We start from the raw sequence: 12,335 nt of genomic DNA, 5'->3' as shown, positions 1-12,335 counted from the left end.
GGTGGCGGCATGATACGCCGCCACCGTGATCGCCGCCGTCACTGCATCGGGCGGTTACTGCGTCAGAAGCGGTAGCGGCCCTGCACGTAGAAGGTGCGCGGCGCGGCCACCATGCGGCCGGCATTGCCATCGACGTTGCGGGTGTACCAGCGCTTGTCGGCCAGATTGTTCACGCCCAGCGCGATCTCGCTGTCGCCCAGGCCTGGCACCTGCCAGGCCACCTGCGCATTCCACAGGCGTACGCCCGGCACGCGGCCCACGCGTGCATCGGCGGTCTCATCCCAGGTGTTGGCCGCATCGGAGAACTGGCCGCTCTGGTGGGTGCTGGAGACATTGAAGGTCCAGCCGGCCAGCGCGTAGCGGGCACCGACGCTGTCGGTGTCGCGCGAGTAGAACTGCACGTCCAGGCCGCGGTTGTCACCGGACTGCTGGATCGCCTTGGTCCAGGTGTAGTTGGCATACAGCTCCAGTCCGGCCAGTGCGCTGTCCTCGGCGAAGTGGTACTCCAGCGCGCTCTCCACGCCCTTGTGGTCGGTGGCGCCGATGTTCTGGAAGGTCGGCGGGGTGATGCCCGGCACCTGCAGGATCTGGTTGTCGAAGCGCATCTTGAACACGGTTACTTCCGCGCGCAGTGCGCCGTCCTGCCAGCGCGCACCGAGTTCGGTGGTCTTGGCGATTTCCGGGTTCAGCGGGTTGCTGGCGGTCTGCGAATTCAGCTGGATGTTCTGCACCGGCCCGAACGAGGTGGTGTAGTTGCCGAACACGGTCAGCTGCGGAGTCAGCAGGTAGGCGATGTTGAGCGAGGGCAGGGCCTTGTCGTTGCGGCTGCTGAAGGTTGCCGTGCCACCCGCCTGGCGGCGGTCCATGTCGATCCACTCCATGCGCATGCCCGGGGTGACCCGCCACTGGCCGATCGCAATGCGGTCGTCGATGTAGAAGGCATGTGCGTCGGTGGCGTTGTCGAAGCGGGTGGTGGTGCTGGCCGCGCCGGTGCGGCGGGTGACGGTGTAGCTGCGGTCGTTGCCGCGCTCGCGCAGGAAACGGTAGCCGGCGGTGATGTCGTGCACGCTGGCGCCCCAGTGCAGGCGCTGGGTGTAGCGCGGCTCGATGCCGAGCACGCGGTAGTCGCGCGGCTGCACGGTCAGCTGGGTATTGGCGGCGTTGATCAGCGAGCTGGCACGGCTGCTTTCGTTGTAATAGGCCAGCACCTCGAACTCGCTGTTGGCCGACAGCGTGTTGGTGTAGCCCAGGTCGATGCCGGTGCGGTGGCCCTTCCAGAAATCGGTGGGGCGGGTGTTCTGGAACGGGTCGGCCTCGTACTGCGTGCGGGTCAGGCCGCCCGGGGTCAGCGAGCGCACATCGTAGTAGGACAGCTTGGCACGCAGTTCCTGCTGTTCGTCGATGGCATAGGCGAACTTCAGCGCCAGGTCGTTGAAGCGGTCATCGCTGCCCTGGCGCCAGCCGCGGCCGTCCTGGCCGGAATACAGCAGGGCCGCGCCCAGGCCGTTGTCGCCGGTACCGCCGAGGAAGGCGTTGTACTGGGTGCTGTCACTGCCGCCATGGTCGTAGGCGGTATAGCGCACGCCGGCTTCGCCGTGCAGGCCGGCACCGGTGGGAATGGCACGGGTGCTGAAGTTGATGATGCCGCCCACGTTCTGCGGCCCATAGCGCACCGCGCCGCCACCGCGCACCACGTCGATCGATTCGATGTTGGACAGGCTGGTCGGCGCGAACGACAGCTGTGGCTGGCCATACGGCGCCACCGCCAGCGGCACGCCGTCCAGCAGTACGGTCGAGCGCGGCGAGTAGCGCCCGGTCAGGCCACGCACGCCGATGTTCAGCGACACCGAGCTGCCGGCGGTGCCGGAGTTGTCGGTGACCTGCACGCCCGGGATGCGGCGCATGGCATCGCCGATGCTGGCCGCGCCACTGGCCTCGATGCGCTGGCGGTCGACCACCGTGCGCGCGCCGGCGAAGCTCTTGACGCTGTCATGCAGGCCGGTGCCCAGCCAGCTACCGGAGACCTGGATGCTGTCCAGCGTGGTGGCGCCGTCCTGGGCGAATGCGCCGGTGGCCGGGAGCAGGCACAGGGCGAGGGCGGCGGCCAGGGGCAGGCGGGCCGGTTGCAGGGCGTGGATGGGCATCGGTGCGGGCTGTGGAAGGTCGTAAATGAGAATTATTGCTGATTCCATTCGCTATTGGAATGCGTCTGCGGTTCATGCCGAGGCCCCGGTGATAGAGTGTCCGATTGCTTCCTGACTCGCTGAGATCCGCCATGTCCCAAGCCGCTTTCTATCCCGTCGGAACCCCTGGCCAGCCGTGGGGAGCGGCGGAACGGGAGCTGTGGCGTGGCCGCCAGCAGCGCCTGCGTCGCTATGACGAGGAGGTGCTGCCGCGCATCGAGGCGCTGGCCTCGCGCTTCGACAAGGTGGCCTATGGCCAACTCGACTACGCTGGCGAGACCTACACCCTGTTCGCCCTGCGCAGCCGCGACTGGAACCCGGCGCTGCCGGCTGCCCTGGTCACCGGTGGCGTGCACGGCTACGAGACCAGCGGCGTGATGGGCGCGCTGGAATTCTTCGAAAAGCACGCCGCCGACTACGCCGGCAAGGCCAACCTGCTGGTGGCACCGTGCGTGAATCCGTGGGGCTTCGAGCGCATCAACCGCTGGAACTTCGATGCAATCGACCCGAACCGCAACTTCCACGCCGATGGCCCGGCCCGTGAATCGACCGCGCTGATCGAGCTGATCACCCCGATCAAGGACCAGTTTGTACTTCACATCGACCTGCACGAGACCACCGACAGCGACGAAAGCGAGTTCCGCCCGGCGCTGGCCGCGCGTGACGGCAAGCCGTTCGAGCCGGGTCTGATTCCCGATGGCTTCTACCTGGTGGACGACAGCGAGAATCCGCAGGCGGCGTTCCAGCAGGCAGTGATCGCCGCGGTGGAGAAGGTCACCCACATCGCCCCGGCCGACGACAAGGGCGAGATCATCGGTTCGCCGGTGGTGGCCCATGGCGTGATCGAGTACCCGCTGGTGAAGCTGGGCCTGTGCGCCGGCATTACCGGCGCGAAGTACACCACCACCACCGAGGTCTACCCGGACAGCCCGCGGGCGACCCCGCAGCAGTGCAACGACGCACAGGTGGCGGCGGTGTGCGCGGGCGTGTTTTCGGGGCTCGCCCATCGCTGATCGGTTCGGTAGTGCCGGCCGCTGGCCGGCAGCCACTGGACAATGAAATTGCCGGCCAGCGGCCGGCACTACCTCACCCCAGCGCGTCGGCCCACCAGAGTGCGGCCGGTCCCGGCGGCGTATCACGGCGCCACAGCAGGTCGCTGTGGATGCGCCGCGGCCAGCCGGGCAGTACCAGTTCCACCAGCCGGCCACGGTCGTAGCGCTGTACCAGCGCCCGCGGCAGTTCGGCCCAGCCGATGCCGTCCTCGGCCATTTCCATCACCATCAGATAGTCGGTGGCGGTCCAGGCCAGGCCAGTGACCACGCGGGATTGATCCACTTCCGCGCTCAGGCGCACCTGCCGGTGCCGCGCCAGCTGTGCGGCGGCGCGACGCCCGGCACTGGCCAGCGGGTGTTCGCGCGCCACGTACACCGACAGTTCGCTGTGGTGCGCCAGCGGCCGTGCCACCAGTCCGTCCGGATAGTGTTCCTGCCGTGGCAGCAGACCAAGCGCGGCGCGACCACTGCCGACAAGCTCCAGTACGTCCTCGCCCTCGGCATCCAGCCATTCCAGTTCGATCTCCGGGAACGTCTCGGCGAAGCGCTGCAGAATCCGTTGCTCGGGATCGAGCTGGTAGACATCGGAAAACACCACGGTCAGCCGCGATTCGACCGGTGCGGCCAGACGCACGCTCAGCTGCTGCAGGCGGGCATCGGCCGCGAGGATCTCCTGCGCGTGGCCCAGCACCTGGCGCCCGGCCTCGGTCAGCTGCGGGTAGCGTCCGCTGCGGTCGAACAGGCTCATGCCCAGGTCGGCTTCCAGATGGGCAATGGCGGTGCTGACCGTCGACTGGGTCTTGCGCAGGCGTCGCGCCGCCGCCGAGAACGAGCCCAGCGCCGCGGCCTCCACGAAGGCCTGCAGGGATTCAGGGGAGTAGGGCATTGATCCATCGCTCCTATCGATGGTATCCATTTTGATACCACCGTAAAAGGCGATGATACTGGCTTCCGTCGCCCCCGTCTGCGGGGCGTTCCGGATCCTCCACGCACGGCGTGGATCTATTGAAAAGGCGGCGCGGTCCCCGCCCTGCAAGGAGCTTCACATGTCCCGTACTGTTCCCGCCCGTGGCGCGCTGGTCGCCTGGGTCTGCCTGACCGTGGCGATCGTCGCCGAAGTGGTCGGCACCTCGTTCATGGCCCATGCCGCCCGCGATGGCGGCTGGACCGGTTACCTGATCATGGCCGGCGCGCTGGCGCTGTCCTACTTCTTCCTCGCGCAGTCGGTGCGCCGCATCGCCGTCGGCGTGGCCTATGCGGTCTGGGAAGGCCTCGGCCTGACCCTGCTGACCGTGGTCGGCCTCACCGTCTTCGGTGAAAGCCTGTCGCTGCAGCAGCTGGCCGGCCTGGTGCTGGCGGTGGTCGGCATCGTCTGCGTCACCCTCGGGGAGGCGCACTGATGAATACCTTGGCGTTGTTTTTCGTGATCTGTTCGGCCTTGATCGATGTCGCCGCCAACATGATGGTAGCCAAGTCGGAAGGCTTCCGCCGCTGGCGCTGGGGCGTCGCCGCGATCGTCCTGGTCTGGATCGCCTTCGCCCTGTTGGGCCAGGCGGTGCGCTACATGGACCTGGCCACGGCCTATGCGATGTGGGGTGCGATCGGCGTGATCGGTACCGCCACCTGCGGCCGCCTGTTGTTCGGCAACCGCCTGCGTCCGATCGGCTGGGTCGGCATTGCGCTGGTCACTGCTGCAGTGCTGCTGCTGAGTACCGCGAAGTGATGCATCGTTGCGCCAACCAAGGTTGGCGCCTACCAGAACCACGGTTGGCCCCTTCCAGAGCGTGAGCGGCCGCAAGCAAGCGCCCCGGGGATGATCTCCCCGGGGCGTTGCTGTTTCTGAAGCACTCAGAAGCGTGCGGTGAAGTTCAGCCGCGTGGTGCGCCCTGGGCCCGGCATCAGGCTCATCGCCAGCGTGTCCATGTAGTAGGTGTTGCGCAGGTTGCTGACCACCAGCTCCACTTCGCTGCGCGGCGTGAACTGCCAGCGCGCATAGAAGTCATAGATCGCGGTCGGCAGGTAGATGTTCTGCAGGCCGGTCGAGCCGGTGGTGTTCCAGGGCTTGTCCAGTTCGTGGGTGGGGCCGCTGTTGTAGGTGCGGCGGATGCCGGTATCCAGTCGCTTGTCGAACAGGCGGAAGCCCAGCGTGCTGTGAATCGAGTACTTCGGTGGGTTCTGCGCGTTGACAAACGAGGTGCCGAAGCCGCCGTCCACGCAGTCCGGCGTGGTGTCCAGCTTGCTCCACTTCGCATAGGGGTCTTCGCGCAGGCGCTTGGCGGTGGCCGCATCGCAGGTACGCGCGCGCTGGTAGTAGCTGGCCGACAGGTCCAGGTAGGCGATGCCGGCGTCATAACCGGATTGCAGCTCATAGCCAGACACCGTGTAGTTGTCGACGTTGTCGACGTAGAACGCCCAGTTGCTGGAATCGAAGCGACGGGTGATCGCGTTGTCGATATCGTTCTTGAACCAGGCGACCTTGAACGCCAGGCGATCACCGTCACGCCAAAGGTCCTGCTTGAGCAGGCTGAAGCCGATGTCCCACGAGCGGTTCTTCTCCGGCTTCAGGTCAGCCACCGGTGCCGAGGTGCTGTTGCCCAGCGTCGACTCGAACAGGCTGGGCATCTTCCAGCCCTGCGCGTACTTCACGTAGAAGAACATGTCCTCGTCGAGGTTGAAGCGTGCTTCGGCATAGGGCGCGAAGCCGTGGCCGGAGCGCCGGATCGCCGGCTTGTAGCCCCAGGCAGTGGGAATCTGCTTGGTATAGAAGCCGTTGGCACCGCGCGGATCAGGAATGAAGCCGTCGAAATCGTAGGCCTGGCCCAACGTGCTGTCGCCATAGGGCGTGGCGCGCAGCGAGTCATAGGTGTAGTTGCCCTGTGCATCCGGGTACCACTCCTTGTACCAGCCCGGCAGCAGCTGGCCGCCCTTGCTCAGCCGCGCGAAGGTGTAGCGCAGGTCGCGCGATTCACTGACGAAGGCCACGCGGTTGCGGTCGCGGGTGCGGTAGTCGGTGAAGCGGCCGCCTGCGGTCAGCGACAGCCAGTCCCACGGCTGCCATTGCAGCGAGGCGACAACGCTGGCCTCGCGGCGCGTGCCCGAGCGCAGGTAACGGTTGTTGTTGAAATCCACCGGCAGCACCGGTGAGTTGGGCGCGGTGTCCTCGTGCTGGAAGGACGCGCCATAGCGCAACGTCCATTCGCCCAGATCATTGCTGAAGCGCGTGGTGTTGCTGCTGTCCACGCCCCAACGCTGGGTCTTCACGTCCGACTGCAGGCCCGGGCCATAGGTTTCGCCCAACGTGTCCGGCATCTGGTCGTTGGGCACGTCCTTGAACAGCGGCGTGTTGGCGATATTGCTGTTGAACATGCGGCTGGTGGCGGTGGTGAACCACAGGGTGCTGCTCAGATCCAGCCACGGGTGCGCCTCGGGCCGGTAGCGATGGCGCAGCGAGGTGGCGTTGACCCGCATTTTCCCCGGCTCGAACTGGAACATGGTGTTGGCCTTGTCCACGTAGGTCACCCATTCGTTGGACTCGCCCACGCGGCCGATCGCCGACGGCATGATCTCGCCGAAACTCGAATTGAAGTAGCGGTGGCTCAGCTCCAACCGCTGGTCCGGATTGGGCGTCCAGGTGAATTTCAGCAATGCCGATTCGTTGTCGGTATGCGTGTTGAGCACTTCATCGCCTGGATGGAAGAGCTTGGATACGGCCTGGCTGGACATGCCGGTGCCGCCGCTGGACAGGTGCTGGTTGTCGTAGCGATGCGCACCGTTGCTGCCGGCGAAGAAGTTGCCCTGGCGGCGCCGCGCATAGGCCGCGACCAGCTGCCAGTCTTCGCCACGCTGGGCGAAGGCCACGCTGCCATTCCAGTCGCGCGGGTCGCGCAGGCTGTTGCGGTTGTCGCTGCCACGCGCGATCTGCTTGAAGGTGCGGGTGCGGTCGATGCTGTTGTCGGCCACGCCGCCGCGCATGCGCAGGCCCCAGGTCTGGCCATCATCGAGGATGTCATCGACCTTCAACGTTTCCATGTAGACCACGCCGCCGATCGCGCTGGCGGCGTTGGCGGCCAGGCTCGGCCCCTTCTCGATGCTGACCGCACTGATCAGATCGGGGTCGAGATAGCTGCGCTGCTGCACGCCGGCATAGCCGCGGTACACGTCGATGGCCTGCTGGCCGCCGTCGATGATCACCGGCACCCGGTTCTGGCCCTGCAGGCCGCGGATGTTGACGTCCAGCGCACCGCCGTTGCGAACGTCAGCGGTGTGCACGCCGACTGCGCCGGCCAGCACATCGCCAATCGACTGGCCGCGGAAGCGTTCCAGCTGCTGACGGTCCAGGTGCACGCGCGAGCCGCTGTCGCGGTAGACGGCGTCGGCATCGGCCAGGCCCCACGGTGACGCACCTTCGCTGGCCTGGCCGGCTACACGCAGGGTGCCGATCTGGCGCACGCCGGCTTCAGCGTTGGGTGCCGCCTGCAGCACCACGCCATTGGCATCACGCTGGAAGGTCATGCCGGTGCCGGCCAGCAGCTGCGCCAATGCGGCGTCCATGCCGAGCGTGGCCTGTACGCCGTTGCTGTGGCGGCCGCGGGTCAGGCGCGCATCGGCAGCGATGGACAGGCCAGACTGCTGGCCGAATGTGGTCAAGGCCTGGTCGAGCGGTCCGGCCGGAATCTGCCAGCGAACGGCGGCAGCGGTGTCCTGTGCATGGACCGTGACAGGCAGCAGGCAGGGGGTCGCCAGGGCCATGCACAAGGCGATGACCAGGGGACGAGGGGAAGGGCAGGGCAGTTTCATGGGGGCGGCAACATCCGCAATGGGTTCCCTTGTAGTGCCCGGTGAGCGCGCAGAAAGGGAACCGCGATTTCAAAGCGGACGCACGATGGTCCACCACGGCCAGCGCTGCTCGATGCGGACCGGCAGGGCACGGGCCAGCAGTTGCAGGGCCTGCAGGCTGTCCAGGCGCGGCAGCACCGCCGTGACTTTCAATGCAGCAAGCGCCGGATCACAACCGAGATAGCCCTGGTGGTGACGGGCCAACTCGTCGATGATCCGTATCAAAGGTGTGTCCTGCACCTGCAGGCGTCCCTCCTGCCAGTCACCGCGCAACGGATCCGCAGCCACCGGGGAGAGTCCACCCATCGGGCCGAGCTGCACCGCACCGCCGGCGGGCACGTCCAACGATGCGCCGAACAGCGGCAGGCAGCGCACCACACCCTCGAACACATCCAGGCGGCTGCCCTGCGCCTCGCGACCGACCGCGAAGCGGGTGCCGATCGGCTGCAAGCGTGCGCCCGGCACATGCACGGTCAACGGCTGGCCGGCGAACGCAGGGTGGTGGCCGGTCTGCAGCAGCAGTTCGCCACGCAGCAGATGCAGGGCGCGGCGGCCGCTTCCGATGTCGATGGTGACTTCGCTGTCGGCATTGAGCCACAACTGGCTGCCATCCATCAGCGTCCAGTGCCCGGTATGTCCGGCAGCGGTGCGCTGTGTCTGCAGGCCGCGTTGTTCGCGCAGCCCGTGCAGGCCGAGGAGGGAGACCGCACCGATGCCGAGGGCGCCACCGAGACTGCGAAGCGCGCGACGGCGGCGACGTCCGGCAGCATCCAGCGCCGTGGCAGCAGCCGGTGCCGACAGGGGAGCAAAAGACTGCCAGACCGTCTCGACCCGGCGCCACGCGTCGGCATGATCGGCATCGGCCTGCAGCCAGGCGTGCCAGCGCTGCTGGTCGCCGTCGCTCCAGCCCTGCTGGCGCAGCGCGAACCATTCGGCAGCCTGTTCCAGGGCCGGGCCAGCCAATGCCGCACTCATGCCGCCGCGTCGCCGGACAGGCGCAGGCAATGCAGCATCGCCTGCGCCATGTACTTCTTGACCATGCGCTCGGACACGCCCAGTTGTTGGCCGATCTCCGCATAGCCCAGGCCAGACAGCCGTGCCAGCAGGAACGCACGGCGTGGGCGTTCGGCCAGGCCGGACAGCATGTCGGCGATGGCGTGCAGCAGCTGCAGCGCCTGCGTGCGTTCTTCCGCCGATGGATGCACTGGCTCCGGTTGCGCAGCCAGTGCGGCCAGGTAGGCACGCTCCAGGTCCGCGCGCTGCCAGTGGTTGACCAGCAGGGCGTGCGCGATGGTGCTGAGGTAAGCGCGCGGCAGCCGCAGTTCGGATGGATCGACGCGACGGCTGAGCAGGCGCAGGAAGGTGTCCTGGGTAAGGTCGGCGGCGCAGTCGGCGTTGTGGGTGCGGCGGCGCAGCCAGCCCAGCAGCCAGCCATGGTGTTCGCGGTAGAACCCCGCCAGCGCAGTGCTGGAGGCGGCGGGCACGGCCATCGGCATCGATCATTAATGAGAATGATTCCCATTATAGGGTGATCGAGCGGCGCACGACAAACCCTGCGCGCGCAGCAGCAGGCCGGAGGCGTGCATTTGCGATGCCCGCCGCGCTCGCCGACACTGCGGTTTTCCACAAGGAGTGCCCGCATGTTCAGCCACATCACCGTTGGAACGAACAACATGGACGTCGCGCATCGCTTCTACGATGCCCTGTTCACTGCATTGGGCGCCCGTCCGGGTGTCTTCGATGACAAGGGGCGGCTGGTGTACTTCAAGGACGGCCGCATGTTCATCGTCACCGCACCGATCGACGGTCAGCCCGCATGCCATGCCAACGGCGGCACGATTGGTTTCACCCTCGACAGCGCCGAGGCCGTGCGCGGCTGGCAGGATGCGGGCGTGGCCCATGGCGGCACCGCCATCGAAGACCCGGCGGGCATCCGCACCATGGCCGGCCGCCAGCTGTTCCTGGCCTACCTGCGCGACCCGGATGGCAACAAGCTGTGCGCGGTGCATGTGATGTCGTGATTGGACAGTAAGCGCGTGGCCGCGTCGCAGGCGGTCCGCGCGTGGCTGCGCTTGCAGGCACGCACCGGCGCGCGCGTGATAACACGGATTGGTGGGCCGGGCCTGTGACCGCAGGCCGCAACTTCATGCTCTGTCCACTGCGGTTCAGCCAAAATCGGTCGGCTAACCCTTTGATCTACCGGAGAACGCCGCCCCATGGAAGCACTGGAGCCGCAACAATCCCCGGTGCGCACCCTTCGACCTGTGTTCGCCTTCGCGGCGATCGTTGTCGTGGCGTTCGCGCTGTTCGTCAGTCTGTTCCCGCTCGGTGCGGGCCGCCTTCTGGTCAAGGCGCAGGACTGGGCCGCACTCAATGTCGGCTGGTACTACCTGCTGGCCATGACCCTGTACCTGGTGTTCGTGGTCGGCGTGGCGCTGTCCAAGTACGGTGGCATCAAGCTCGGTGCCGACCATGACGAGCCGGAGTTCAGCTATCTCTCCTGGGCCGGCATGCTGTTCGCCGCCGGCATCAGCATCACCCTGTTCTTCTTCTGCGTCTCCGAACCGCTGACCCATTACCTGCAGCCGCCGCAGGGCGACCCGGCTGCGGGCGAGGCCGGTGCGCGCCAGGCCATGCAGCTGCTGTTCCTGCACTGGGGCCTGCATGGCTGGGGCGTGTTCGCACTCGCTGCGATGGCGATGGCCTACTTCGCCTACCGCCACAACCTGCCGCTGGCGCTGCGTTCGGCGCTGTACCCGCTGATCGGCAAGCGCATCAACGGCCCGATCGGCTACACCGTGGACGCGCTGGGCATTGTCGCCACCGTGTTCGGCATCGGCGCCGACATGGGCTTCGGCGTGCTGCACCTCAACGCCGGCCTGTCGCACCTGTTCAACATCCCGCACTCCAACCTGGTGCAGATCATCCTGGTGGTCAGCATGATGGGTGCGGCGGTGGCCGTGGCCGTTTCCGGGGTGGAGAAGGGCGTGCGCTGGATGGCCAACATCAACATGCTGCTGGCGATCGCGCTGGTGCTGTTCATGTTGTGCGCCGGCCCCACCCAGTATCTGCTCAGCACGCTGATGCAGAATCTGGGCGACTACCTCGGCAGCGTGGTCGGCAAGAGTTTCGATGTATACGCCTATGGCGGCCGACCGGAATGGCTGGGCGGCTGGACGGTGTTCTACTGGGCCTGGTGGATCGGCTGGGCGCCGTTCGTCGGCCTGTTCATCGCGCGCATCTCGCGTGGCCGCACCATCCGCGAATTCGTGTTCGGCGTGCTGCTTATCCCGCTCGGCTTCACCCTGGCCTGGCTGTCGATCTTCGGCAACAGTGCGCTGGACCAGGTGCTGCATCACGGCCAGCAGCAGCTGGCACAGCTGGCGGTGGATGATCCACCCACCGTGCTGTATGCCCTGCTGGATGGGTATCCGTGGAGCAAGGCGGTGATCGCGGTGACGGTGTTCGTCAGTTTCATTTTCTTCGTGACATCGGCTGACTCCGGCGCGGTGGTGCTGTCCACGCTGTCCTCGCACGGCGGTGCGCCGGAGGATGATGGTCCGCGCTGGCTGCGCGTGTTCTGGGGCACGGTGATCGCGGTGCTGACCGCCGGGCTGCTGCTGGCCGGCAGCATCGATGCGCTGAAATCGGCGGTGGTGCTGGCGTCGCTGCCGTTCTCTGCGGTGCTGCTGCTGATGATGTGGGGCCTGACCCGCGCCTTCAGTGACGAATCGCACCGCAAGCGCGCGCTGCAGTACCGGCCCTCGCCGCTGATCGGCGATGACCGCCACCACCAGGGCTGGCGCCAGCGCCTGAGCCAGGCCATGCACTTCCCGGTGCGCGACCAGGTCTACCGCTTCATGGACGACACGGTGAAGCCGGCGATGGAAGCGGTGGCCGAACAGCTGCGCGGGCAGGGCTGGGATGTGGCGACGCGCTTCGAGGCGGGCGACATGGAGCTGACGGTGAACCACGGCGAGCAGCAGGACTTCCTGTACCGGGTGATCCTGAGTGGCTACCTGACGCCGTCGTTCGCCGCGCAGCAGCTGCGCAACCAGCGCTACTACCGCGCTGAAGTGCACCTGTTCGAAGGCAGCCAGGACTACGACCTGGTCGGCTACAGTCGCAAGCAGATCATCAACGACATCATCAGCCAGTACGAACGGCACCTGCAGTTCCTGCACCTGAGCCGCTGATGCACGACCGCCGGGCTTGGCCCGGCGGTCGGTGGTAGTGCCGGCCGCTGGCCGGCAGCACAAATGGG

10 protein-coding genes are annotated in these 12,335 nt (G+C 66.9%); 5 read left to right on the top strand and 5 right to left on the bottom strand.

Translation table 11 applies throughout. The features are described 5' to 3' along the window. Positions 1-62: 62 nt before the first annotated feature. Complete coding sequence (locus ACJ7C5_RS00410) at positions 63-2,144, bottom strand: TonB-dependent receptor family protein (protein WP_412702754.1); 2,082 nt, start codon at positions 2,142-2,144, stop codon at positions 63-65. A gap of 131 nt (positions 2,145-2,275) precedes the next feature. On the opposite strand from ACJ7C5_RS00410, the gene ACJ7C5_RS00405 reads away from it, so the two are divergent. Further along, positions 2,276-3,196, top strand: coding sequence for a M14 family metallopeptidase (locus ACJ7C5_RS00405; protein ID WP_412702753.1), 921 nt, complete (start codon positions 2,276-2,278; stop codon positions 3,194-3,196). 73 nt (positions 3,197-3,269) lie between these two features. Here the strand turns inward: ACJ7C5_RS00405 and ACJ7C5_RS00400 are convergent, their stop codons facing one another. After that, complete coding sequence (locus tag ACJ7C5_RS00400; RefSeq protein ID WP_412702752.1) at positions 3,270-4,121, bottom strand: LysR family transcriptional regulator; 852 nt, start codon at positions 4,119-4,121, stop codon at positions 3,270-3,272. 160 nt (positions 4,122-4,281) lie between these two features. Here ACJ7C5_RS00400 and ACJ7C5_RS00395 point away from each other — a divergent pair, with 160 nt between their 5' ends. After that, complete coding sequence (locus ACJ7C5_RS00395) at positions 4,282-4,635, top strand: SMR family transporter (protein WP_097047789.1); 354 nt, start codon at positions 4,282-4,284, stop codon at positions 4,633-4,635. Next, complete coding sequence (locus ACJ7C5_RS00390) at positions 4,635-4,958, top strand: DMT family transporter (RefSeq protein ID WP_412702751.1); 324 nt, start codon at positions 4,635-4,637, stop codon at positions 4,956-4,958. The genes ACJ7C5_RS00395 and ACJ7C5_RS00390 overlap by 1 nt, the downstream gene beginning before the upstream one ends. Before the next feature lie 125 nt (positions 4,959-5,083). Here the strand turns inward: ACJ7C5_RS00390 and ACJ7C5_RS00385 are convergent, their stop codons facing one another. From ACJ7C5_RS00385 to ACJ7C5_RS00375, 3 genes are all read right to left on the bottom strand, one after another. Further along, positions 5,084-7,984, bottom strand: coding sequence for a TonB-dependent receptor (locus ACJ7C5_RS00385; protein ID WP_412702750.1), 2,901 nt, complete (start codon positions 7,982-7,984; stop codon positions 5,084-5,086). A gap of 117 nt (positions 7,985-8,101) precedes the next feature. Continuing rightward, positions 8,102-9,046: a FecR family protein gene (locus ACJ7C5_RS00380; RefSeq protein WP_097047787.1), complete on the bottom strand. Its 945-nt coding sequence runs from the start codon at positions 9,044-9,046 to the stop codon at positions 8,102-8,104. Then, positions 9,043-9,561, bottom strand: coding sequence for a sigma-70 family RNA polymerase sigma factor (locus ACJ7C5_RS00375; RefSeq protein WP_014037503.1), 519 nt, complete (start codon positions 9,559-9,561; stop codon positions 9,043-9,045). Before ACJ7C5_RS00375 ends, ACJ7C5_RS00380 begins: the two co-directional genes overlap by 4 nt. Before the next feature lie 150 nt (positions 9,562-9,711). Here ACJ7C5_RS00375 and ACJ7C5_RS00370 point away from each other — a divergent pair, with 150 nt between their 5' ends. Both ACJ7C5_RS00370 and betT read left to right on the top strand, forming a co-directional pair. Beyond that, positions 9,712-10,092: a VOC family protein gene (locus ACJ7C5_RS00370; RefSeq protein WP_094000802.1), complete on the top strand. Its 381-nt coding sequence runs from the start codon at positions 9,712-9,714 to the stop codon at positions 10,090-10,092. Positions 10,093-10,287: 195 nt separating this feature from the next. After that, the gene (gene betT, locus ACJ7C5_RS00365; RefSeq protein ID WP_088026253.1) at positions 10,288-12,267 is read left to right on the top strand and encodes a choline BCCT transporter BetT; all 1,980 of its coding nucleotides are present in this window, start codon (positions 10,288-10,290) and stop codon (positions 12,265-12,267) included. Positions 12,268-12,335 lie beyond the last annotated feature (68 nt).

This window comes from Nocardiopsis yanglingensis (assembly GCF_045809185.1).
Classification (GTDB): domain Bacteria; phylum Pseudomonadota; class Gammaproteobacteria; order Xanthomonadales; family Xanthomonadaceae; genus Stenotrophomonas; species Stenotrophomonas yanglingensis.
The sequence above is the reverse complement of the archived record's forward strand: the minus strand, read 5'-3'. Positions and strand labels throughout refer to the sequence as shown.

What these genes read in the sequence shown, in the direction of transcription:
- ACJ7C5_RS00410 (WP_412702754.1), bottom strand. Translation starts at nt 2,144, where the DNA reads ATGCCCATCCACGCCCTGCAACCGGCCCGCCTGCCCCTGGCCGCCGCC.
- ACJ7C5_RS00405 (WP_412702753.1), top strand. Translation starts at nt 2,276, where the DNA reads ATGTCCCAAGCCGCTTTCTATCCCGTCGGAACCCCTGGCCAGCCGTGG.
- ACJ7C5_RS00400 (WP_412702752.1), bottom strand. Translation starts at nt 4,121, where the DNA reads ATGCCCTACTCCCCTGAATCCCTGCAGGCCTTCGTGGAGGCCGCGGCG.
- ACJ7C5_RS00395 (WP_097047789.1), top strand. Translation starts at nt 4,282, where the DNA reads ATGTCCCGTACTGTTCCCGCCCGTGGCGCGCTGGTCGCCTGGGTCTGC.
- ACJ7C5_RS00390 (WP_412702751.1), top strand. Translation starts at nt 4,635, where the DNA reads ATGAATACCTTGGCGTTGTTTTTCGTGATCTGTTCGGCCTTGATCGAT.
- ACJ7C5_RS00385 (WP_412702750.1), bottom strand. Translation starts at nt 7,984, where the DNA reads ATGGCCCTGGCGACCCCCTGCCTGCTGCCTGTCACGGTCCATGCACAG.
- ACJ7C5_RS00380 (WP_097047787.1), bottom strand. Translation starts at nt 9,046, where the DNA reads ATGAGTGCGGCATTGGCTGGCCCGGCCCTGGAACAGGCTGCCGAATGG.
- ACJ7C5_RS00375 (WP_014037503.1), bottom strand. Translation starts at nt 9,561, where the DNA reads ATGGCCGTGCCCGCCGCCTCCAGCACTGCGCTGGCGGGGTTCTACCGC.
- ACJ7C5_RS00370 (WP_094000802.1), top strand. Translation starts at nt 9,712, where the DNA reads ATGTTCAGCCACATCACCGTTGGAACGAACAACATGGACGTCGCGCAT.
- betT (WP_088026253.1), top strand. Translation starts at nt 10,288, where the DNA reads ATGGAAGCACTGGAGCCGCAACAATCCCCGGTGCGCACCCTTCGACCT.